Below are 23,361 nucleotides of genomic sequence, written 5' to 3'. Positions count from 1 at the left end.
GGGCGGGCAAGGGCCCGTCAGGTGAGGGGGGTTCAGGGTTTTCGACGGCGGCCTGTGCCGCCGCGGGTGAGGCGTGGGCGGGCCGGGGAGGCGCCCGTGCGGGGCGAGGCGACACCGGCGGGCCCTGCGGGGCCCACGCCCTCGGCCCCGGTCGGCCCGCCCGGTCCACTTGGCCCGCCGGGTCCACTTGGGCCACCTGGGCCACCCGGGCCGCCCGGACCACCCAGGTCACCCGGCCCACCGGGCCCCACCGCTCCGCCCGGGCCTGCCGGGTGCGAGGAGGCCGCGCCCGCGGTGCCCGGTGCCGCCGCCGGGCCCTGCCGGTCGGCGGAGACGACGAGGGCGGCGAGCGCGGTGGTGACGGGGACGGAGGCGACGAGACCGATCGAGCCGATCAGCGTACGGACGATCTCCTCGGCGACCAGCTCGCTGTTGGCCACGGTGCCCACGCTGCTCTGGGCGATGGAGAAGAGCAGCAGAAGGGGGAGAGCGGCACCCGCGTAGGCGAGGACCAGGGTGTTCACGACCGAGGCGATGTGGTCGCGGCCGATGCGGATGCCCGCACGGTACAGACCGCGCCAGCCCATCGTCGGGTTGGCCTGGTGCAGTTCCCAGACCGCGGAGGTCTGGGTGACGGTGACGTCGTCGAGCACGCCGAGGGAGCCGATGATGACGCCCGCGAGCAGCAGGCCGCTCATGTCGATGTCCGGGTAAAGGCCGTGAATCAGACCGGTGTTGTCGTCCGTGTTGCCGGTCAGGGAGGCCCAGCCGATGAAGAGCGAGCCGAGCAGGCCGATGAGGAGGAGGGAGATCAGGGTGCCGAGCACCGCGACCGACGTACGCGCTGTCAGGCCGTGGCACATATAGAGCGCGATCAGCATGATGGCGCTCGCCCCGATGACCGCGACGACCAGGGGGTTCGAGCCCTGCAGGATCGCCGGGAGGATGAAGAAGGTCAGGATCAGGAAGCTCACCGCGAGGGCGACCAGAGCCATGACGCCGCGCAGCCGTCCCACCACGACGACGGCCAGGGCGAAGATGCCGGCGAGCAGGGCCATCGGGACTTTGCGGTTCACGTCGGCGATCGAATACTGCAGGCCCTTGGGCGCCTTGGGCTCGTAGGCGACCACCACGCCCTGGCCCTGCTTCAGCTGCCGGGGGGAGTCCGGCTGGACGATCTCCGTGAAGGTGTAGCCCTTGTCCGGGCCGCTGGTCACTTTGATCGTGGCCTTCTTGCAGGTGCCCTTGGCGCGCGACTGCGCGGACTGGCCCTCGGGGGTGGAGGTGTCGCCGTTGGGCGGGGTCTGCGAGGCGTTCACGTCCTCGCAGGGGAGCGTGTCCACCTTCGCCACGGTGGCCGACTGGGTCTGCCGGTCGAAGCCGACGCCGGTGCGTTCGTGGTCGGGGGTGCCGCCGGGCCAGAGCACCACGAGGCCGACGAGGACGGCCGTGGCGAAGGGGATCAGGACGGCGGCGATGACCTTGCGCAGATGCCGGGAGACGGGCGCGGCCGGGCCGTGGCTGTGCGCGTGGCTGTGCCCGTGTCCATGGCCGTGGCCAGGCCCGTGGCCATGAGGACCCGGCGGCTCCGGCGGGGGCGGCGGTGTGGGGGGCTCTGTGGTGGTCACGGCCCGATCATCGCAAGAACGGCGGGGGCCCTCTGTTCACCGCGCCCGATATGACGCTAGCGTGGAGGCACCTTTGCACACGCGGGAGCTCGGAGCACCGGGCTGAGAGGGCGCTGACCTCCGTACGAACGGGAATCGGACCGTACGGAAGCCGCTGCGTCGACCGCCGAACCTGTTACCGGGTAATGCCGGCGTAGGGAGTAGGTCTCATGACCACATCGGACACACGCACGCCTGTCTCCGACCAGGGCGAGAGCCCGAGCGGAGCCGGGAAGTCCACCGGCTGGCACAAGGCGTACATCGAGGGCTCGCGCCCCGATCTGCGCGTGCCGGTCCGCCAGGTGCACCTCACCAACGGCAAGGCCGTGACCCTGTACGACACCTCGGGGCCGTACACGGACCCGGAGATCGACACCGACGTGCGCAGGGGGCTCACCCCCCTGCGGGAGAACTGGATCATCGGCCGCGGCGACACCGAGGAGTACGCGGGCCGCCCCGCCCGCCCCGAGGACGACGGCATCAAGCACACCTCGCCCCGCGGCGGCCTGCGCAACCTCGACGCGGTCTTCCCCGGCCGCCCGCGCCAGCCGCGCCGCGCCCGCGCCGGGCAGGCGGTGACGCAGCTCGCGTACGCGCGCCGCGGGGAGATCACTCCGGAGATGGAGTACGTGGCGATCCGGGAGAGCATGGCGCCCGAGGTCGTCCGCGACGAGATCGCGGCGGGGCGCGCGGTGCTCCCGGCCAATGTGAACCACCCGGAGATCGAGCCGATGATCATCGGCAAGAAGTTCCTGGTGAAGGTCAACGCCAACATCGGCAACTCCGCGGTCACCTCCTCCATCGAGGAGGAGGTGGACAAGATGACGTGGGCGACCCAGTGGGGCGCCGACACGGTCATGGACCTGTCCACCGGCCGCAACATCCACACGACCCGCGAGTGGGTCCTGCGCAACTCCCCCGTCCCCATCGGCACCGTGCCGCTCTACCAGGCCCTGGAGAAGGTCGACGGCAAGGCCGAGGAGCTGACCTGGGAGATCTACAAGGACACGGTCATCGAGCAGGCCGAGCAGGGCGTGGACTACATGACGGTGCACGCGGGCGTCCGCCTGCCGTACGTCCCGCTCACCGCGAACCGCAAGACGGGCATCGTCTCGCGCGGCGGCTCGATCATGGCGGCCTGGTGCCTCGCGCACCACAAGGAGAGCTTCCTGTACGAGCACTTCGAGGAGCTCTGCGAGATCCTCGCGGCGTACGACGTCACGTACTCGCTCGGTGACGGCCTCAGGCCCGGCTCCATCGCGGACGCCAACGACCGCGCGCAGTTCGCCGAGCTGGAGACCCTCGGCGAGCTGAACAAGATCGCCAAGGCGCACGACGTGCAGACCATGATCGAGGGCCCGGGCCATGTCCCGATGCACAAGATCAAGGAGAACATCGACCTCCAGCAGGAGATCTGCGAGGAGGCGCCGTTCTACACGCTCGGCCCGCTGACCACGGACATCGCGCCCGCGTACGACCACATCACGTCCGGCATCGGCGCCGCGATGATCGGCTGGTGGGGCACGGCGATGCTCTGCTACGTCACGCCGAAGGAGCACCTCGGCCTGCCCAACCGCGACGACGTGAAGACCGGCGTCATCACGTACAAGATCGCGGCGCACGCGGCGGACCTCGCCAAGGGGCACCCGGGCGCGCAGGACTGGGACGACGCGCTCTCGGACGCGCGCTTCGAATTCCGCTGGGAGGACCAGTTCAACCTGGCGCTCGACCCGGTGACGGCCCGTGAGTTCCACGACGAGACGCTGCCCGCGGAGCCCGCGAAGACGGCGCACTTCTGCTCGATGTGCGGGCCGAAGTTCTGCTCGATGAAGATCTCCCAGGACATCCGCAGGGAGCACGGGGGCACGCAGGCCGAGATCGAGCAGGGCATGGCGGAGAAGTCCGCGGAGTTCGCGGCCGCGGGGAACCGGGTCTATCTGCCCATCGCCGACTGACCGAGGGCCGGACGGGCGCGTACGGGCAGGGCGGAGCGGCCTCTTGGCGCGCCGGGGCGGGGGCCTGGCGCGCCCTGCGCGGGGGCCGGTCGCCCGTCCCGGAGTGGCCCCGTCGCCTGGGGGCGACCGGGCCGCTCCCGTCGCCTGGCGGCGACCGGATGACGTCCGTCGGGTTACTCGGGCCGGTGCTCGGGGCCGCCGTAGTCCGGGCTGGAGAAGTCCGGGCTGGAGTAGCTCGGCCGGGTGCCCGTGGTGGAGCCGCTGTCGGGGCTGCTGAAGCCCGGCCTGTGATAGCCGAGTTGCGGCATGCGCCCGGTCGGTCCGGTCGAGGGCGCCCTGGGTGCGGGCGGCCCGCCCGGGTCCGCGAGTGCCTCCCGCAGGAACGGCAGGATGCCGCGCTCCAGGAGAGCCCGGCTCCAGGCTTCCCTGGCCCGTTCCACCTCCGCGTTCCGCTCGTCGTGCGAGCCTGCCTGGAGGGAGGTGGAGCCGTTGCGCAGGGCGGTCAGGAGCAGGCCGACCGCGGCGACCAGGATGGCGCCCGCAGTGAGCGCGCCGAACAGCCACCCGGCGGTGAGCAGGGTGTCCGCGAAGGCGGGCTCGGGGTTGAGCATCTTCAGGATGTAGCCGACGAGAAGGAAGATCGCGGCGGCCGCTCCGGCGAGGACCGGCGCGAGGACCGCGATCACGGCGACCGCTCCGGCACCGGCGGTCTCGGTGACCTCGCCCATCGTGGCGAGGCCGACGCCGCCGGAACTGGATTCGGCCGGGGTGGAGCTGGAACCGTTCCCTTCACGGATGGATGGAGACGTGGAGCGTCCGGAGTCGCGCAGATCCTCACGGACCTTCACATATTGGCGGTATTCGGTCGCTGCTGCGGCCGTGATCAGTGCGGTGGCGTTGAGAGCCATGGTGCGCAGCTGCTCGGGGTTGAGTCGCTGGCCCACCGCGGCCAGCTCCGGGCGGTTCGGTGCGGTGCGCAGCGCCTCATCGAGGATCCGCGCGTATTCGGGGCGGTCCTCATTGAGCAGGTGTGGAGCGCTGTTCATGTGCATCCCCCGATGCTCCGTAGGGCTTGGGGCTCGCAGGATCACGAGCCGTCGGGCAGAAACGGAGGGGAGCCTGCTACGGATAGAGCGATGGTAGAGCCGTGACGGCACGCGGTGACAGGGGGTTTCCAGAATTGGCCCGCTGGCCAGCGAGATCCTGTATCGACGTGCTTACTCGTGCCCTTGCCCGGTGAACGCTCAGTTAGCCAGTGGCAGCTGACAGACCAGTAGCTTTCCGGCCATGGTCACTCCGCCGTCCATGGCGATGGCCAGGCCGTCGGCGTAGACGTGCGGTCCCTCGATGACCGGGCGGCCGTCGTCGTCCCCGTCGTACTCGGAGCCGACCTCGCCCAGGAGGTACGGGATGGGGCTGTGACCGTGGACGATGCGGCTGCCGCCGTAGACGTCGAGGAGTTCGCGCACGGCGGCCGGGCCGGAGTCGTCGCGGAAGGCGAAGCGCTTGGTGAACTTGCGGAACAGGTCCCAGTACTCGTCGGCGTCGTTGCGCGTGAGCGCCTCGCGGATGGTGTCGTTGACCTCTTCGATCGAGTCGCCGTAGTCGAGGTACGCGGTGGTGTCGGAGTGCACGAGCAGGTGCCCGTCCGCCTCCTCGATGGCGTCGAGGCGGGCCATCCACTGGAGGTGGTGGTCCTCCAGGCGCTCCATGTCTGTCTTCTGCCCGCCGTTCAGGAGCCAGGCGGCCTGGAACGTGGCGGTGCCCGCGCCCGAGTTGACCGGGGTGTCGCCGAAGCGCTTGGCGCCGATGAGCAGCAGCTCGTGGTTGCCCATGAGCGCCTTGCAGTAGCCGCCCGCGGCGGCGGCCTCGGCGGACAGGCGCATCACGAGGTCGATGACGCCGATGCCGTCGGGCCCGCGGTCGGTGAAGTCGCCGAGGAACCACAGCCGGGTGTTGCCCGCGCACCAGGTGAGGTCGGCGTCGATGAGTCCCTCGGCCTGGAGCGCCGCGACCAGCTCGTCCAGATAGCCGTGGACGTCGCCCACGACGTAGAGCGGACCGAGCTCGTCCCCGCCGGGGGCGGGCGGCGGCTCGGGCATCTCGCGCACCTCGACCTGCACGGTGTCCCCGCGGTTGATGACGGGCAGGTCGCGCTCGGTGGGGGTGTAGCCGGCGGGCATCTCGCCCGCCGCGCCCGGGTGGGCCGGGGCCGTCATGGCCTGCGGCACGGGCGCGGGGGCCTGCGCGGCCATCGGGTGCGCCTGGGCCTCGGGGGCGTGCGCGTGGCGCCCGGCGCCCGGCTGTGCGGGAATCCGCGGCGGGGTGGAGCCCGGCGCCCCGGAGGGAGTCTGGGGGGCGTACGGGGCCCGCTGGGCCTGCGGAGCGTGTCCGGTGGGGAACTGCCCCTGGGCGGGGCCGGGGCCCTGCCCGGCGGCGGGCGCCTGGGCGGCGGTCTGTTCCTGCTCGGCGGCGGCCCGGTCGCCGTGTTCGGCGGCCTGGTTGCCGGTCTCGCGGACGCCTTCGTACACGTACGCGGGTACGCGGAAGTCGCGCAGCGTCGCCGTCCGCACCTCGGGTCCCTGACCGGCCCCCTGAGTCATCGACCCCTCCACCACCATTGCGCCGCATCTGCACCGGGATCGGACTGCCTGGTCGCAGCGGCCCGCGGTGTCGTCCGCCCATCATAGGAATGCGGCTGTCGCTGTGTGGTGCACCAGGGGTGGTGAATCGATGGGGAGAGCCAGTTCACCACGGTTTTCTCCCGAATTGGCCCGAGGTTTCCCCGCAGGCCACGGGCCTGAGGCGATGGCCCCGGGCCCGTGGTCGGGAGCGTCGGCGGTCAGCCGTGGCCGGGGGCGCGGGGCGGACTGACGGTTGTGCGCGGGGGGCGTCGCTCGGACGAGGTGCGCACGATCAGCTCGGTCGGTATCACCTGCTCGACGGGTCGGCCGGTGTCCAGGCCCTCGATGGCGTCGATGAGGAGCTGGACCACGGCGGTGCCGATGCGGCGGGGCTTCAGCGAGAGCGTGGTGATGGGCGGCTCGGTGGTGGCGTACACGGTCGACTCGCTGCAGCACACGAGCAACAGGTCGTCCGGTACGCGCAGGCCGTAGCGGCGGGCCGCGGCGAGCAGATCGGTCCCGTTCGGGTCGAACAGGCCGTAGACGGCGTCGGGCCGGTCCGGCCGGGCGAGCAGCCGGTCGGCGGCGACGGCGCCCGCGCACGGGTCGTGCGCGGGGTAGGACTCGTACACCGGGTCCTGGCCGACGCGCTCGCACCAGCGCAGATAGGCGGTGGTGGACAGATGGGTGTACGTGTCGGTGGTGGTGCCGGTGAGCAGGCCGATGCGGCGGGCACCGGCCGCGGCGAGGTGTTCGAGGATCTCCAGGACCGCGGCCTCGTGGTCGTTGTCGACCCAGGCCGTGACCGGTAGGGACCCCGCCGGGCGGCCGTCGGAGACCACCGGCAGGCCCTGCCGGACCAGCTCGCTGACCACGGGGTCGTGGTCGGAGGGGTCGACGACGACGGTGCCGTCGAGCGCCACGTTCGACCAGACGTCGACGGGGCTGCGGCGCGAGGTCGCGGGCAGGATGACCAGGGCGTAGCCCCGGGCGAGCGCCGCGGAGGTGGCGGCTCTCGCCATCTCCGCGAAGTACGCGAACTCGGTGAAGGTGAAAGGTTCATCCCCGTACGTCGTCACGGTCAGGCCGATGAGGCCCGATTTGCCGGTACGGAGTGTTCGGGCGGCTGCCGACGGTCGATAGCCGAGGCGGTCGGCGACCTCGCGGACATGGCGTCGAGTGGCATCGGGCAGTCGCCCTTTGCCGTTGAGGGCGTCGGAGACCGTCGTGATGGAGACACCGGCTGCGGCGGCGACGTCTCTGATGCCGGCTCGGCTCTGCCGGTTGCCCCGGCGGGCGGTCTCCGCTCGGCTCACCTGGTGCTTCCCTGCTGCTGTCATGGCGAGCCGATAGTAGGGCTCATGGGGGTGGGTAGTGCGGGCGCATATTCACCCGTTGACAGGCACGATTCTGCATGGCGATTTTCCCTCAATGACCTTGGATTGCAAGGGAGTTGGGCGCGTGTCTCGGCATCGCCCCCTTGTCGTCGCATGGGGGCCTGCCAAATGGGCGAGGTCTCGAAGAGGTCTCAACTCACCTTGACGGGTGATGCGCGCCACGGAGTGAGCCACCGGCGCGCGCGTCCGCTGGGGGCGCCCCCTGGGTTCGTGCGCGGCGGGCGTGAGCCGGGCCGCGCCCCGGACGCTCCGTGGGATGACCGTGGGATGCCCGTGAGATGCCCGTGGGACGGCCGCTCGGGACGGCGTACGCGCTGATTGGGACGGCCAGGCCATTCGCAGCGGCCGCGAATCCTCATAAGGTGAGAATCATTGAAGGCCGGATGATCACGAGGAGGACCGCGGTGAGCGAGACGAGCCCGAGGCTGCGCGCCGAGTTGGAGGGCATTCCCACCTACAAGCCGGGCAAGCCCGCCGCGGCCGAGGGCCAGCAGGCGTACAAGCTGTCCTCCAACGAGAACCCCTATCCGCCGCTGCCGGGCGTGCTCGAGACCGCGATGGAGACCGTGCGGTCCTTCAACCGGTACCCGGACATGGCCTGTACGGGCCTGATGAGCGAGCTGGCCGACCGGTTCGGGGTGCCGGTGTCGCACGTGGCGACGGGCACCGGATCCGTGGGCGTCGCCCAGCAGCTGATCCAGGCCACGTCGGGCCCCGGTGACGAGGTGATCTACGCCTGGCGGTCCTTCGAGGCGTACCCGATCATCACGCAGATCAGCGGGGCCACGTCGGTGCGGGTGCCGCTGACCTCCGGGGAGGTGCACGACCTCGACGCGATGGCGGCGGCCATCACCGACCGCACCCGCCTGATCTTCGTCTGCAACCCCAACAACCCGACCGGCACCGCGGTCCGCAAGGCCGAGCTCGAGCGCTTCCTCGACGCGGTGCCGAGCGACATCCTGGTGGTGCTCGACGAGGCCTACCGCGAGTTCGTCAGGGATCCGGAGGTCCCGGACGGGATCGAGCTCTACCGCGACCGGCCGAACGTCTGCGTCCTGCGGACCTTCTCCAAGGCGTACGGCCTCGCGGGTCTGCGCGTCGGCTTCGCGATCGCGCACGAGCCGGTGGCGGCCGCGCTGCGCAAGACGGCGGTGCCCTTCGGGGTCAGCCAGCTCGCCCAGGACGCGGCGGTGGCCTCGCTGCGGGCGGAGGACGAGCTGCTCGGCCGGGTCGGGGTGCTGGTCGGCGAGCGCACGCGCGTCCTGGAGGGGCTGCGGACGCAGGGCTGGACGGTGCCGGACACGCAGGCGAACTTCGTGTGGCTGCGGACCGGCGACCGGACCGTGGACTTCGCCGGGGTGTGCGAGCAGGCCGGCGTCACCGTGCGGCCGTTCCCCGGCGAGGGCGTCCGCGTCACGATCGGTGAGGTGGAGGCCAACGACATCTTCCTGAAGGTGGCGGAGGCGTTCCGCAAGGAGCTCTAGGCCTCCGGCCGGATCTGCTCGGTCCGGCCCTGACGCCCCGCGTGGACCGCTGTGTCCGCGCGGGGCGTTCTTGTTGCGGCCGAGAGGCTCGCAAGCGCCCGCGAGATGGCATTCGCCCAGGTCACAGCAGAGATGCCCGTCCGGGTGGCGGAGCCTCGCGCGGGCCGCGCCAGGGCCGAACGGCAGCCGTACGGCCCCTGTGGCCCGCCATGACAGGGCCGAACGGCCCCACCCGCGATCACGTCGCCTACCCCGTTCCCTGCGGTAACGGGACCCCCCTTTCAAGCCTCGCAAGGCAGTACGACATAATGCTTGTGAATGTGAACGCGTTCACAAGCGTGTCCCACTTGCTCCGCAGTTGTCTATGACATAAGGGGCAAACTGCCGCTATGACAACGGCATGTAAGGAGAAGTCGACGTGGACCTGGCACTGGCGCCGGAAACACTGGCGCGATGGCAGTTCGGCATCACCACCGTCTACCACTTCCTCTTCGTCCCCCTGACGATCTCCCTGGCCGCCCTCACGGCGATCCTTGAGACCGCCTGGGTGCGGACGGGCAAGGAGCACTACCTCAGAGCCACCAAGTTCTGGGGCAAGCTGTTCCTGATCAACATCGCGATGGGCGTCGTCACCGGCATCGTGCAGGAGTTCCAGTTCGGCATGAACTGGTCCGACTACTCACGGTTCGTCGGCGACGTCTTCGGCGCTCCGCTGGCCTTCGAGGCCCTGATCGCCTTCTTCTTCGAGTCGACCTTCATCGGTCTGTGGATCTTCGGCTGGGACAAGCTCCCGAAGAAGCTGCACTGCGCGACGATCTGGATGGTGTCGATCGGCACGATCCTCTCGGCGTACTTCATCATCGCCGCGAACGCCTTTATGCAGCACCCGGTGGGCTACAAGATCGTCGAGCGGGACGGCAAGAAGCGCGCCGAGCTCACCGACTTCGCCAAGGTGCTGTTCCAGGAGACGACGCTCGTCAACTTCTTCCACGTCATCGCGGCGACCATCCTGGTCGGCGGCGCGTTCATGACCGGCATCGCCATCTTCCACCTGCGCAAGAAGCGGCACGTCCGCACGATGCGGATGTCGCTGCGGCTCGGCCTGGTGACCGCGTTCGTCGGCACCCTGCTCACCGTGATCAGCGCCGACACCCTCGGCAAGGTCATGTACGAGCAGCAGCCGATGAAGATGTCGGCCGCAGAGGCCCTGTGGGAGTCCGAGAAGCCCGCCCCGTTCTCGCTGTTCGCCTACGGAGATGTCGCCAAGGGCCACAACGAGGTCGCCATAGAGATCCCCGGTGTCCTCTCCTTCCTCGCCAAGAACAACTTCAGCGCGGAGATCCCCGGCATCAACGACCTCAACAAGGAGGCGCAGGACAAGTTCGGCCCCGGTGACTACCGGCCGAACATCCCCACCGCCTACTGGTCCTACCGCTGGATGATCGGCTTCGGCGGCGTCTCGATGGCCCTGTGCACCGCCGGACTCTGGCTCACCCGGCGGAAGGTGTGGCTCGCCCCGGAGCACCGCACGGGCGACGAGGAAGTGCCGAAGCTGATGCTCACCAAGAACAAGGAGCTGGCGCCGAAGCTCGGCAACTGGTGGTGGCGCCTGTCGCAGTGGACGCTGATCTTCCCGCTCATCGGCACCGCCTGGGGCTGGATCTTCACCGAGACGGGCCGACAGCCCTGGGTGGTCTACGGCGTCCTGAAGACCGAGGACGCGGTCTCCCCCGGTGTCTCGCAGGGCGAGGTGCTCACCTCACTGATCGTCTTCACGCTGATCTACGCGATCCTCGCCGTGATCGAGGTCAGGCTGCTGCTCAAGTACGTGCGGAAGGGCCCGCCCGAGCTCACCGACGCCGACCTCAACCCGCCCACCAAGATCGGCGGTCCGCCCGGTGGCGGCACCGGCAAGGACGCCGATGACGATGCCGACCGGCCCATGGCCTTCTCGTACTAAAGGAGCTGGGCGCACATGGAACTGCACGACGTCTGGTTCGTCCTGATCGCCGTCCTGTGGATCGGCTACTTCTTCCTCGAAGGCTTCGACTTCGGGGTCGGAGTCCTCACCAAGCTGCTCGCCCGTGACCGGACCGAGAAGCGGGTGCTCATCAACACCATCGGTCCCGTCTGGGACGGCAACGAGGTCTGGCTGCTCTCGGCGGGCGGCGCGACCTTCGCCGCCTTCCCCGAGTGGTACGCGACGCTCTTCTCCGGCTTCTATCTGCCGCTGCTGCTCATCCTGATCTCCTTGATCGTGCGCGGTGTCGCCTTCGAGTACCGGGCGAAGCGGCCCGAGGAGCGCTGGCAGACCAACTGGGAACACGCGATCTTCTGGACGTCGCTGCTCCCGGCGTTCCTGTGGGGTGTGGCCTTCGGCAACATCGTGCGCGGCGTGAAGATCGACGCGCAGAAGGAGTACGTGGGCAACGTCTGGGACCTGCTCAACCCGTACTCGATCCTCGGCGGTCTGGTCACGCTGACGCTCTTCACCTTCCACGGCACGGTGTTCACGGCGCTCAAGACGGTGGGTGACATCCGGATGCGGGCCCGCAAGCTCGCGGTCGTGCTCGGGCTCGTCACGGCGGCGCTCGCGCTCGGCTTCCTGATCTGGACGCAGCTGGACAACGGCGACGGCAAGAGCCTGGCCGCGCTGATCGTCGCCGTCGTGGCGCTCGTGGCCGCCATCGGGGCGATCCGACTCGGCCGTGAAGGCTGGTCATTCGCCCTGTCCGGCGTCACGATCGTCGCCGCCGTCGCGATGCTCTTCCTGACGCTCTTCCCGAACGTCATGCCGTCGTCGCTGAACGAGGACTGGAGCCTCACGGTCACCAACGCCTCGTCGACGCCCTACACCCTGAAGATCATGACCTGGTGCGCGGGCATCGCGACGCCCATCGTGCTGCTCTACCAGTCGTGGACGTACTGGGTGTTCCGCAAGCGCATCGGTACGCAGCACATCGCTCCCGACCTCCCGGTCGGCGGCGCCCACTAGCCCATGACCGCGTCCGCCGCGGCAACTGGCCCTGCTTCCCCGGTCCTTGGGAGGGTGTGTTTCACGTGAAACCGATCGACCCGCGCCTGCTCCGGTACGCCCGTGCCACCCGCTTCTTCCTGGCCGCGGTGGTGGCTCTCGGCCTCGCCGGGGCGGGGCTCGTCGTGGCCCAGGCGATGCTCGTCGCCGAGATCGTGGTGGGCTCCTTCCAGCAGGGGCTTGCGGTGGGCGAGTTGCGCACCCCGATCCTGCTGCTCACCGCGGTGGCCGTGGGCCGGGGGATCGTGGCCTGGCTGACCGAACTCGCCGCGCACCGGGCCAGCGCGGCGGTCAAGTCGGAGCTGCGGCGTCGGCTCGTCGAGCGGGCGGGGGCGCTGGGGCCCGGGTGGCTGACCGGTCAGCGGACGGGCTCGCTGATCAACCTGGCCACCCGGGGAGTGGACGCGCTCGACGACTACTTCTCGCGCTATCTGCCGCAGCTCGGGCTCGCGGTGGTGGTCCCGGTGGCGGTGCTCGCACGCGTCGTCACCGAGGACTGGGTGTCGGCGGCCATCATCACCGGCACGCTGCCGCTGATCCCGGTCTTCATGATCCTGATCGGCTGGGCGACCCAGGCCCGGATGGACCGCCAGTGGCGGCTCCTCTCGCGGCTTTCGGGGCACTTCCTGGACGTGGTCGCGGGGTTGCCGACGCTCAAGGTGTTCGGCCGTGCCAAGGCGCAGGCCGAGGCGATCCGCAAGATCACCGGCGAGTACCGGCGGGCGACCATGCGGACGCTGCGCATCGCCTTCCTGTCGTCGTTCGCCCTGGAGCTGCTCGCCACCATCTCCGTGGCCCTGGTGGCGGTCACCATCGGCATGCGGCTCGTCCACGGCGACATGGCGCTGTACGACGGCCTGGTCATTCTGATCCTCGCGCCCGAGGCGTATCTGCCGCTGCGGCAGGTAGGGGCGCGGTACCACGCGGCGGCGGAGGGGCTGGCCGCGGCGGAGGAGATCTTCGAGGTTCTGGAGACGCCCGTTCCGGCCGGGGGGAGCGGGCCGGTGCCCGCGGGCCCGCTGCACGTGGAGAACCTGAGCGTCCGCTATCCGGGCCGGGCGGTGGACGCCGTCAGCGAGGTCTCGTTCACCGTCGGACGTGGGGAGACCGTGGCCCTGGTCGGGCCCAGCGGCTCCGGCAAGTCGACCCTTCTGACCGCGCTGCTCGGCTTCGTCGAGCCCACCGGGGGGCGGGTGCGGATCGGCGCAGCGGACCTGGCGGACGTGTCTCTGGAGCGGTGGCGGGAGCAGGTGGCGTGGGTGCCGCAGCGGCCGCACCTCTTCGCGGGGTCCATCGCCGACAACGTACGGCTCGCGCGGCCGGACGCGGATGACACGGCCGTGCGGGAGGCCCTGCGGGCGGCTGGGGCGCTGGAGTTCGTGGACGCCCTGCCGCTCGGGGCGGAGACCGCCCTCGGCGAGGACGGGGCGGGGCTCTCCGCCGGGCAGCGGCAGCGGGTCGCTCTGGCGCGGGCGTTCCTCGCGGACCGGTCCGTGGTGCTGCTCGACGAGCCGACCGCCGCGCTCGACGGGGCGACCGAGGCAGAGGTGGTCGAGGCGGTTCGGCGCCTTGCGGTGGGGCGGACCGTGGTGCTTGTCGTGCACCGGCCCGCGCTGTTGGCGGTCGCGGACCGGGTGGTTCGGGTGGACCGGGTGGACCGGGTGGACGTCGGGCGGAACGGTGGCTCGGTGGCTGGGCGTGGTGCGCGGGTGGCCGTGGGCGGTGCTCAGGGGGGTGGGGACGGCGTCCAGGCCGCCGGGGGCGGTGCCCAGGCAGTCGGCGGCGGTGCGGGCGTCTCCCGGTCTCTGAGCGACCCGGCCGCCCCCGGCCCCGGCGAGGAAGCGGTAGCCGGTCACGGTGGCGACTCGGTGCTCCCCGCGACTGAGGACCGGTGGGCAGAAGGCCGTTCGGGCGGCGGGGTGTTGGCTCGGGTGCGGGGCGTGGCCCGGGTCCGGCGGGGCCGACTCGCCCTCGCGCTGCTGCTCGGCAGCCTCGCGCTCGGCAGCGCCGTCGGCCTGATGGCCACCTCCGGCTGGCTGATCTCGCGGGCCTCGGAGCAGCCGCCCGTGATGCATCTGATGATCGCCGTCACGGCGACCCGTGCCTTCGGCATCGGGCGTGCCTGCTTCCGCTACGCCGAGCGCCTGGTGTCGCACGACGCGGTGCTGCGGATGCTGGCCGACATGCGGGTCACCGTGTTCCGCCGCCTCGAGCACCTCGCGCCCGCGGGCCTGCGCGGTACGCGCCGCGGTGACCTGCTGTCCCGGCTCGTCGCCGACGTGGACGCGCTCCAGGACTACTGGCTGCGCTGGCTCCTTCCGGTGGGCGCCGCCGCGGTCGTGAGCGTCGGAGCGGTCGGCTTCACCGCCTGGCTGCTGCCGGAGGCAGGCGCGGTGCTCGCCGTCGGGCTGCTGGTCGCCGGGGTCGGGGTGCCGCTGGTGAGCGGCGCCGTGGCCCGCCGTGCGGAGCGGAAGCTGGCCCCCGCGCGCGGGGTGCTCGCCACCCGGGTGGCCGATCTGCTCACGGGGACGGCCGAGTTGACGGTCGCGGGCGCGCTGCGGCGCCGCACCGCGCACGTCGGGGACGCCGACGCCGAGCTGACCCGGATCGCCTCCCGGACGGCCAGTGCCACCGCGCTCGGCGACGGGCTCGGCGCGCTCGCGACGGGGCTCACCGTGGCCGCCGCCGCGGTCGTCGGCGTCCAGGGCGTGCACGACGGGCGGCTCAGCGGTGTCGCGCTCGCCGTGGTCGTCCTGACGCCCCTCGCCGCGTTCGAGGCCGTGATGGGGCTGCCGCTGGCCGTGCAGTACCGCCAGCGCGTCAAGAAGAGCGCCGAGCGGGTCCACGAGGTCCTGGACGCGCCCGACCCCCTGCCGGACCCCGCCCCCGCGTCCTCGGCCCCGCTCGGATCCGGGAGGCCCCAGGCGCCCCGGTCGCCCTTCCCGCTGCTCCTCGACGGTCTGCGGGTCCGCTACGAGGGGCAGGAGCGGGACGCGCTCGCGGGCGTGTCCCTGGCCCTCGAACGCGGCCGCCGCGTCGCCGTCGTCGGCCCCTCCGGCTCGGGCAAGACCACGCTCGCCCACGTCCTGCTGCGCTTCCTGGGCGCGTACGAGGGGACGTACGCCATCGGCGGCACCGACACCTCCCGGCTCGACGGTGACGACGTGCGGCGCCTGGTCGGCCTGTGCGCGCAGGACGCGCACGTGTTCGACAGCTCCGTACGCGAGAACCTGCTGCTCGCCCGCAAGGACGCGAGCGACGACGAGCTGTACGGGGTCCTCGCGCGGGCCCGGCTCGACGGCTGGGTGCGGTCCCTGCCCGACGGCCTGGACACGCTCGTCGGCGAGCACGGGGCCCGCCTCTCCGGAGGCCAGCGGCAGCGGCTCGCGCTGGCCCGCGCGCTCCTCGCGGACTTCCCCGTCCTCGTCCTCGACGAGCCCGCCGAGCACCTCGACCTGCCGACCGCCGACGCCCTCACCGCCGATCTGCTCGCGGCCACCGAAGGGCGGACGACGCTGCTCATCACGCACCGTCTCGCCGGACTGGACAAAGTTGACGAGGTGGTCGTCCTGGAGGCCGGTCGGGTCGTGCAGAGGGGCGCGTACGAGGAGCTGGTGGCCGTCGACGGGCCGCTGCGGCGGATGCGGGAGCGCGAGGCGGCGGCGGATCTGCTGACGCAGGCGGTGGGCTGACGTCGTGGGGCCCGGGCTGGGGCTGGGGCCGGGCTCGGGAACAGGGCTGGGCCCGGGAACAGGGCCGGGGCCGCGCCCGGCGCCGTCGCCTCGGCGTGCCACGGCAAAACGGACTAACTACGCTCAAGGCATGTCCGTCCCCCCGGCCTCCGCCGCGCCGCCGCCCTCCGAGGGCATGTCGGCCCCGGCAGACGAGGCCGAGGCCGCCGCGCGGGCCGGCCGTAGTCTCCAGGACCTCTCCACGGAGCTCACCGCGCGCGTACCGCAGCTCCTGGAGGCGATGCGGTCCGTCGGGACGGGTCTTGAGCTGCACACCACCCTGGACCGCATCTGTGAGACCGCCGCCAAGCTGACGAACGCCCGCTACGCCGCGATCGGCGTCGTGGCCGAGGACGGCGAGGGGCTCTCGGACTTCGTCTCCTACGGCATCGACGAGGCCACGGCCGAGCGCATCGGACGCCTGCCCGACGGCCACCGCGGGCTGCTCGGCGCGCTCATCCACCAGCCCGAGACGCTGTGCCTCGCCGACCTCTCCACCGACCCGCGCTCCTGCGGCTTCCCCGCCGACCACCCGCCGATGCGCACCTTCCTGGGGGTGCCGATCCGCGTCCAGGGCGAGATCTTCGGGAACCTGTACCTCACGGAGAAGCGCGTCGGGGCGGCTCCCGGGGAGGCCGCGGAGTTCAACGACTACGACGTGCACATGGTGCGGGTCCTCGCCACCGAGGCGGGCATCGCGGTCGGCAACGCCCGCCTGTACGAGGCCGCCAAGCAGCGCGAGCGGTGGATCGACGGCTCCGTGGCGGTCACCACGGCGCTGCTCTCGGGCTCCGACGCGGAGGACGCCCTCGCGGTCGTCGCGGAGCAGGCCCGGCACCTCGCGGACTCGGCGGCCGGGATCGTGCTGCTCCCGGACGACGAGGGCGGCATGGAGATCGTCGCCGTCTCATCGGACGAACCCAGCGGCGCGCTCGGCGTCACCGTCCCCCCGGAGAGCCGCATCATCGCCGACCTCCTCGACGGACAGGCGGTGTTCCTCGACGACGCGGCCACCGACCCGCGCATCATGACGGACCTCGCGCGCGGGTACGGCCCCGTGATGATGCTGCCCCTCCAGAGCGACGGCCGGGTCCTGGGGACCCTCGTCACGCCCCGCGCGCGGGGCGGACGGCCGTTCACCGAGACGGAGCGGACCCTCGCCACCCAGTTCGCCTCGCAGGCCGCGCTCGCCCTGATGATGGCCGAGGCACAGCGCGACCGGGAGCGGCTCGCGGTCTACGAGGACCGCGACCGCATCGCCCGCGACCTGCACGACCTGGTCATCCAGCGGCTCTTCGCCACCGGGATGATGCTGGAGAGCGCCCAGCGCCGGTCCGTGGTGCCCGAGGTGGTGCGGGGCGTCGGCAAGGCCGTCGACGAGCTGGACGTGACCATCCAGGAGATCCGCACCGCGATCTTCGCGCTCCAGCAGGGCCCCGCAGAGGCGCCTTCGGGCCTGCGGACGCGGGTCCTGCGCGAGATCAACATGGCCGCCGTGCCGCTCGGCTTCAAGCCCTCGCACCGCTTCCTGGGGCCCGTCGACACGGTCGTCAGCGAGCTCACCGGCAAGAACCTCATCGCGGCCCTGCGCGAGGCCCTGTCGAACGCGTTCCGGCACGCGGGCGCCGATCGCATCGACGTCGTCGTCGACGCCACCCTCGTGCTGCCCGACGGCCGCCAGGGCGTGCGCCTGACGGTGGCCGACGACGGCGTGGGCATCACCGAGGGCGGCCGCCGCAGCGGTCTGAAGAACCTCAAGCGACGGGCCGAGTCCCTGGGCGGCGCGAGTTGGTACGGGCCCGGCATCGGCGAGGACGGCGGCGGCACGACGGTGGTGTGGCAGGCACCGCACTGAGGCCCTGCCGCCGCTCTGCCCGGCCGCTGATCGGCGGTACGCGGGTGCACCGTACGGGTCACCCGGTCCCCCGCGCGTACGAGTCCGCCGGGCGACACGCGCGCGTGGGGGCAACGATCCGAGTCATGTGTGCCCGCCCGAGCAGCCCGAGCCGCCCGAGTCGTCCGCGCCGTGTCCGTACCCGCCGTCCGCGGCGCCTGGTCGCCGTGCCGGTCCTGCTGTGCGCGCTCATCGCCCTGGGCACGCCGCCGACCGCGGCCGCCCACGGGACCGACGGGACGGACAGGACGGACGGCCCCGAAGGGTCGGGCACCAGCGCCGAGGTGGTCCGCCTCTACGAAGAGGCGTCCAAGGCCACCGAGCGCTACGAAGTGGAGCGGCGCGCCGCCGAACTGCAGCGGGGCCGCGTCAAGAAGCTCGACCGGCTGCTCGCCGACGAGCGCTACCAGGTCGCCGTCCTGCGCGAGGACCTCGGTCGGATGGCCAGCGCGCAGTACCGCACCGGCGGCGGTCTTCCGCTCACCGCGCGGCTGCTGCTCGCGGACAGCCCCGACGAACTGCTGCGCGGCAGGCGCGCCCTCGGCCAGGCAGACCTCGCCGTCACCAACGCCGTCGCCAAGACCCAGCGGGCCGCCGCCCGGCTGACGACCGCCAGGCAGTCGGCGGAGCGGGCGCGCGGCGTTCTCGACCGGCGCACGGCACGCCTCGCGCGCCTGAAGAGGAACATCGAGACGAAGCTGGAGTCGGCGCGCTGGACCCTCCAGGGCGAGGCGGACGAGGCTGTAACGGCCGGTCAGTGCCGGGGCGCCGTGCGCCTGGAGCAACCGGAACCGGCCGCCACGCGCGCGTGGGTGGCGCCCGTGGAGACGTACGAGCTGTCCGCGGGCTTCGACAGCGCGGGCGAGCGGTGGGCGCGACGGCACACGGGGCAGGACTTCGCCGTCGACATCGGTGCCCCGGTACGGGCGGTGGGCGAGGGGCGCGTGGTGCGGGTCGCCTGCGGCGGGGCCTTCGGCATCGAGGTCGTGGTGCGCCACCCGGACGGCTACTACACGCAGTACGCGCACCTGGCGGCCGTGACCGTCGACCAGGGGGACGCGGTACGCGCCGGGCAGTGGGTCGGGCAGGCGGGCACGACGGGCAACTCGACAGGGCCGCATCTGCACTTCGAGGCCCGCCTCACCCCGGACCTGGGCTCGGGCGTGGACCCGGCGAAGTGGCTGGACGAGCGCGGGGTGAGCCTGGAGTCGGCCTCTACGGGCTGATCGGCCTCTAGGGGCCTAAGGGCTGATCAGCCTCAACCGGCCTCTACGGAGAGGCGGTCCGCCAGGATGCGTTCGATGACGACCGCCACGCCGTCCTCGTTGTTGGCGACCGTACGGCCCGAGGCGGCGGCGATCACGTCGGGGTGGGCGTTGCCCATCGCGTACGACACTCCGGCCCAGGAGAGCATCTCCACGTCGTTCGGCATGTCCCCGAAGGCCACGACCTCGTCCGGGGAGATGCCGCGCTCGGCGCAGCACAGCGCGAGGGTGCCCGCCTTGGTGACGCCGGGGGCGCTGATCTCCAGGAGGGCGGTCGGGCTGGAGCGGGTGATCTCGGCGCGCCCGCCCGCGGCTTCGCGCGCGAGTGCCAGGAAGGCGTCCGGTGCCATCTCGGGGTGGTGGGCGAGCAGCTTGAGGATGGGCTCCTCCGCGCAGGCGGCGTCCGCCATGAGGAGCTTCTCCGCGGGTGCCACGCTGCCCGCGGGGTCCATGCGCAGCGGCGGGTACTCCGGCTCGTGGTGCACCCCGCCCGTACGGTCGACGGCGAAGGACGTGCCGGGAGCGGCGGCGCGGAGCAGCTCGACGACCTCGAGGGCGTTCGGCGCGGCCAGGCCCCGCACCTTGGTGAAGCGGTGCGCCCCGGGGCCGCCGTGCAGGTCGACGACCGCCGCGCCGTTCGCGCAGATCGCCAGGCCGTGGCCGTGGACGTGGTCGGCGACCACGTTCATCCAGCGAGCGGGGCGCCCGGTCACGAAGAAGACCTCGATCCCGGCCGTCTCGGCGGCGGCGAGTGCGGCGATCGTGCGCTCGGACACGGACTTGTCGTCGCGCAGCAGCGTGCCGTCCAGGTCCGTGGCGATCAGCCGGGGCGGTACGGAGGGGTCCGGGGTCCGGGGCCGGGCGGTAGCTGAGGTCACGTAGCTGATTGTCCCGCATATGCGCGCACGGGTGTGTGGCGGGGCGCACATTTGAGTACAACGCGCCCCCGCACGCCCCGCCCGTACCCCGGACTACGGCGGACGAGCCCCCTCCGGCGGCGCCCACAGCCGCGCCGGCGCCTCTGTCACGGCTGCGCCAGGGCCTCCCTCTCCGTCACAGCTGCGCCAGGGCCTCCGTCGCGATGCGCTCGAAGACCTTCTCGTCCGCGGCGAAGTCCGTGCCCGGCAGCGGCCAGTGCAGCACGATCTCGTCGAAGCCGAGCGCGGCGTGCTTGCCCGCGAACTCCACGAAGGCGTCGAAGGACGCAAGGGGCCGGTCCGGAGTGAAGCCGGTGAGCAGGATCTTGGGCAGCTCGCCGGCGTCGCGGCCGACCTGCTCGCAGGCGGCGCCGAGGCGGTCGACCTGGCCGCGGATGGCCTCCAGGGACTCCTCGGGGGTGCCGGTCGCGGAGATCTTCGGGTCGCCGGTGGTCACCCAGGCCTGGCCGTACCGGGCGGCGAGCCGCAGGCCGCGCGGGCCCGTCGCGGCGACCGCGAACGGCAGCCGGGGGCGCTGCACGCAGCCCGGGATGTTCCGCGCCTCGTGCGCCGCGTAGTGCTCGCCCTCGTAGGTCACCGCGTCCTCGGTGAGCAGGCGGTCGAGCAGGGGCAGGAACTCCCCGAAGTGGTCCGCGCGTTCACGGGGTGTCCAGGGCTCCTCGTCGGCGCGGCGCAGCGCGGTGGCGTCGAAGCCGTTGCCGCCCGCGCCGATGCCGAGGGTGATCCGTCCGTTCGACACGTCGTCCAGCGTGATCAGCTCCTTGGCGAGCGTGACCGGGTGCCGGAAGTTCGGCGAGGTCACGAGTGTGCCCAGGCGCATGCGCTCGGTGGCGGCCGCGGCGGCGGTCAGCGTGGGCACCGCGCCGAACCACGGCCCGTCGCGGAAGGTCCGCCAGGAGAGGTGGTCGTAGGTGTACGCGGTGTGGAAGCCCAGTTCCTCAGCGCGCTGCCAGCGCTCCTTGCCGCCTTCGTGCCAGCGGGCCACGGGCAGGATCACGGTGCTCAGACGCAGACTCATGCGTTCGAGCGTACGGCGGCCCGGATCGGGCCCCGGCCCGCGGTCCGGGCGCCGTCGCGGGCCCGGCCAGGGTCGCTGCCAGGCACTTCGCCGAGTGCCTTGAGCTCAGCGGACCTTTCCGCTGAGCCAGGGAGTGAGCGAGATCATGGGAATCAGCTCCTTGTACGTCGCGTCCCCGGGCAGCGGCACGACCAGCCAGTAGCCGGGCGGGAAGCGCCGCCCCTTGACGTACGCCAGGCCGCCGAGGACGGACCGCAGGAAGGGCGGCACGTGGTCGCGCGGCACGTCGTGGCACTCGACGCCGTCGACGCTGATCACAGCGTCGTCGTCCGGGTAGAGCCGCACGGACACCCGAGGCGAGCCGCCGAACTCCACGAACGCCTCGTGCGGCAGCGAGCCGTCCGCGTCGGTGGTCACGGCGACCCCGGCCGCGGTGCGCCGGGACGTCCGGTCGGCGCCTATGTCGTGGCTGACCTCGAACTCCAGGTTGTACTCGCGGGCTATCTCCCGCAGTGCCCTCACGGCCGCCTCGGTGCTGTGCAGATGCTCCATGCTCATCGATCCTGCCCGGTCAGGGCCCGCCGTGCCGAGTCGGGTCAGTGGGGTGCCGGGAAGCGCAGATAGCGGGCGGGCACGGCGGCGGTGAGCCAGACGCCGTTGGCGCTGACGTGGAAGACGTGGCCGTCGCGGTGCATCGCGCCGGAGTCGACGGACAGGACGACGGGGCGGCCGCGCCGCGCTCCCACGCGCGTGGCCGTCTCGCGGTCGGGCGAGAGGTGGACCGCGTGCCGGTTCATCGGCCGCAGGCCCTCGGCCCGGATCGCGGGGAGATGGCGGGCCACCGTGCCGTGGTGGAGGTACGCGGGCGGGACGGCCGGGGGCAGCCGGAGGTCCACGGTGACGGAGTGGCCCTGGTTGGCGCGGATCCGGTCGCCGTCCACCGTGAACCGCTGCTTGTCGTTGGCGGCCACCACGTGGTCGAGCTCGGCCCGGGTGAAGCGGAACCCATGGGCCGCTGCGGCCGCGAGCAATGTGCCGATGTCCACCCAGCCGCTGTCGTCGAGGGTGATCCCGATGCGCTCGGGCTGGTGCCGCAGGTGCTTCGACAGGTATTTCGACACCTTTAGGGCGCGCTGGTCGCCCGGAGGGGCCTCTCCCGTGCCTCTCTCGTCCAGAGGGCGTCCTTCCGGAGCTTGTCCTTCTTTCATCTCTTCAGCGTCGCGGTCCGCCGTTCTCCACGCACTCGGTTTTCTGCCATCGACTTTTCACGGAGGAATTCAGCTTTCCAGGTTTGATCCACAGACAAGTCTGGTTATCCACAGGCCACTTGGAAATTCTGTGGACAACTCTCAGGCGAAAGGAGGCTTTTGGGGAACTATGCCGGAATCATTCCTAGTTGTCGTAAGTGCATCCAATGTCCGGCTGTGCAGCTCGCGTTCGGCTGCCGCCGTGATGAACGCGGCCATGTTCTCCTGCCCAACCAGCGCCTGGACCGCGTCCATTGTGCTGGCGGGCAGCGCCACGTACTGCAGCTCGTCACGCCGCTGCGGCGGCTCCTCCGCGGCCAGATGGCGACGGAGGTGACGGGTGGCGAACAGGCGCATGGCACGGGCCAGTTCGGCGTCGACCGACTTCTGCGCGAGCGGCCTCAGTCTGCGGATGAGGGAGGCCGCCTCCGCCGCGTCCGCCTCGCTCGGCGGATGGTTTCCCAGATAGCGCGCGAAGACGTGCTCATTGGTGAACTCCAGGAAACGCGCCGCTATGTGCTCGACCTGCCCCCGCAACTCCCGCAAATGTCCGCCGATCGCCGACAGCGGAACACCCGCCGCGTGCAACTCGGCGGCCACCGCCAGCTCCTGGGGGCTCGGCACCAGGAACTCGTCGTCCGTCCCCGGCAGCGGTTCGAGCACGCCGAGCGCCACGGCGTCCGCGACCGCGGCGTCGTCCGGAGTGCCGCCGAACGCCGCCGCCAGCTCCGCCCGGGTGATCCGGTCGGCCTTCTCGTCCGTCCACGGCCCGTCGACCTCGGCGACCAGACCGAGGACGCCGCCGAGGCCACGGCCCGCGTCCCAGGCTTCGAGCAGCTCCTTGATGGAGGCCAGGGTGTACCCCCGGTCGAGCAGGTCCGCGATCTGGCGCAGCCGCGCCAGATGGGCGTCGCCGTACACATTGGACCGCCCGCGCCGCTCCGGCCGGGGGAGCAGGCCACGGTCCTGATAGGCCCGGATGGTGCGCACCGTGGCTCCGCTGTGGTGGGCGAGATCCTCTATGCGGTACTCCACCCGGGGCGCGCCCGGCGGCTCCACCGGGGGCGGTCCCGGTGCCTCCGCGACCCGGGCTTCCTCCCTGTGCTC

General features: G+C 71.9%; 16 protein-coding genes. 7 read left to right on the top strand and 9 right to left on the bottom strand.

Annotation, left to right across the window (positions count from 1 at the left end; all coding sequences use genetic code 11):
- Positions 1-32: 32 nt before the first annotated feature.
- Positions 33-1,628 carry a YibE/F family protein gene (locus CP982_RS21335; protein WP_229879308.1) on the bottom strand — a complete coding sequence of 532 codons (1,596 nt, stop codon included), beginning with the start codon at positions 1,626-1,628 and terminating at the stop codon, positions 33-35.
- A gap of 209 nt (positions 1,629-1,837) precedes the next feature.
- Here CP982_RS21335 and thiC point away from each other — a divergent pair, with 209 nt between their 5' ends.
- On the top strand, positions 1,838-3,622 hold the full coding sequence (gene thiC / locus CP982_RS21330; RefSeq protein ID WP_150511999.1) for a phosphomethylpyrimidine synthase ThiC: 1,785 nt from the start codon (positions 1,838-1,840) through the stop codon (positions 3,620-3,622).
- Between the two features lie 173 nt (positions 3,623-3,795).
- Here the strand turns inward: thiC and CP982_RS21325 are convergent, their stop codons facing one another.
- The 3 genes from CP982_RS21325 to CP982_RS21315 all read right to left on the bottom strand — a co-directional run bounded on the left by CP982_RS21325 (position 3,796) and on the right by CP982_RS21315 (position 7,586).
- Positions 3,796-4,674 carry a hypothetical protein gene (locus tag CP982_RS21325; RefSeq protein WP_150511998.1) on the bottom strand — a complete coding sequence of 293 codons (879 nt, stop codon included), beginning with the start codon at positions 4,672-4,674 and terminating at the stop codon, positions 3,796-3,798.
- A 192-nt stretch (positions 4,675-4,866) separates the two neighbouring features.
- Positions 4,867-6,240, bottom strand: coding sequence for a metallophosphoesterase family protein (locus tag CP982_RS21320; RefSeq protein WP_242785949.1), 1,374 nt, complete (start codon positions 6,238-6,240; stop codon positions 4,867-4,869).
- Positions 6,241-6,464: 224 nt separating this feature from the next.
- A complete protein-coding gene (locus CP982_RS21315; RefSeq protein ID WP_030677002.1) occupies positions 6,465-7,586 on the bottom strand; it encodes a LacI family DNA-binding transcriptional regulator in 1,122 nt (373 codons plus the stop codon).
- A 461-nt stretch (positions 7,587-8,047) separates the two neighbouring features.
- On the opposite strand from CP982_RS21315, the gene hisC reads away from it, so the two are divergent.
- The 6 genes from hisC to CP982_RS21285 all read left to right on the top strand — a co-directional run bounded on the left by hisC (position 8,048) and on the right by CP982_RS21285 (position 19,012).
- The gene (hisC, locus tag CP982_RS21310) at positions 8,048-9,127 is read left to right on the top strand and encodes a histidinol-phosphate transaminase (RefSeq protein WP_150511996.1); all 1,080 of its coding nucleotides are present in this window, start codon (positions 8,048-8,050) and stop codon (positions 9,125-9,127) included.
- Positions 9,128-9,545: 418 nt separating this feature from the next.
- Positions 9,546-11,087: a cytochrome ubiquinol oxidase subunit I gene (locus tag CP982_RS21305; RefSeq protein ID WP_150511995.1), complete on the top strand. Its 1,542-nt coding sequence runs from the start codon at positions 9,546-9,548 to the stop codon at positions 11,085-11,087.
- A 15-nt stretch (positions 11,088-11,102) separates the two neighbouring features.
- The gene (gene cydB / locus CP982_RS21300) at positions 11,103-12,122 is read left to right on the top strand and encodes a cytochrome d ubiquinol oxidase subunit II (protein WP_150511994.1); all 1,020 of its coding nucleotides are present in this window, start codon (positions 11,103-11,105) and stop codon (positions 12,120-12,122) included.
- 65 nt (positions 12,123-12,187) lie between these two features.
- Positions 12,188-15,853: a thiol reductant ABC exporter subunit CydD gene (gene cydD / locus CP982_RS21295; RefSeq protein WP_150511993.1), complete on the top strand. Its 3,666-nt coding sequence runs from the start codon at positions 12,188-12,190 to the stop codon at positions 15,851-15,853.
- Between the two features lie 130 nt (positions 15,854-15,983).
- A complete protein-coding gene (locus CP982_RS21290) occupies positions 15,984-17,747 on the top strand; it encodes a GAF domain-containing sensor histidine kinase (protein WP_150511992.1) in 1,764 nt (587 codons plus the stop codon).
- Positions 17,748-17,872: 125 nt separating this feature from the next.
- The gene (locus CP982_RS21285; RefSeq protein WP_150511991.1) at positions 17,873-19,012 is read left to right on the top strand and encodes a M23 family metallopeptidase; all 1,140 of its coding nucleotides are present in this window, start codon (positions 17,873-17,875) and stop codon (positions 19,010-19,012) included.
- Between the two features lie 32 nt (positions 19,013-19,044).
- Here the strand turns inward: CP982_RS21285 and CP982_RS21280 are convergent, their stop codons facing one another.
- From CP982_RS21280 to CP982_RS21260, 5 genes are all read right to left on the bottom strand, one after another.
- The gene (locus tag CP982_RS21280) at positions 19,045-19,929 is read right to left on the bottom strand and encodes a Cof-type HAD-IIB family hydrolase (protein WP_150511990.1); all 885 of its coding nucleotides are present in this window, start codon (positions 19,927-19,929) and stop codon (positions 19,045-19,047) included.
- Positions 19,930-20,104: 175 nt separating this feature from the next.
- On the bottom strand, positions 20,105-21,007 hold the full coding sequence (locus tag CP982_RS21275; protein ID WP_150511989.1) for an LLM class flavin-dependent oxidoreductase: 903 nt from the start codon (positions 21,005-21,007) through the stop codon (positions 20,105-20,107).
- A 105-nt stretch (positions 21,008-21,112) separates the two neighbouring features.
- Positions 21,113-21,559 (bottom strand): hypothetical protein, encoded by a 447-nt coding sequence (locus CP982_RS21270; protein WP_150511988.1) that lies wholly within the window; start codon positions 21,557-21,559, stop codon positions 21,113-21,115.
- Positions 21,560-21,603: 44 nt separating this feature from the next.
- Positions 21,604-22,182 carry an RNA 2'-phosphotransferase gene (locus tag CP982_RS21265; RefSeq protein WP_229879317.1) on the bottom strand — a complete coding sequence of 193 codons (579 nt, stop codon included), beginning with the start codon at positions 22,180-22,182 and terminating at the stop codon, positions 21,604-21,606.
- A gap of 174 nt (positions 22,183-22,356) precedes the next feature.
- Positions 22,357-23,313, bottom strand: coding sequence for a MerR family transcriptional regulator (locus CP982_RS21260; protein ID WP_372503518.1), 957 nt, complete (start codon positions 23,311-23,313; stop codon positions 22,357-22,359).
- Positions 23,314-23,361 lie beyond the last annotated feature (48 nt).

Source organism: Streptomyces spectabilis (genome assembly GCF_008704795.1).
Taxonomy (GTDB): Bacteria; Actinomycetota; Actinomycetes; order Streptomycetales; family Streptomycetaceae; genus Streptomyces; species Streptomyces spectabilis.
This window is presented reverse-complemented; position numbering and strand designations above follow the sequence as displayed.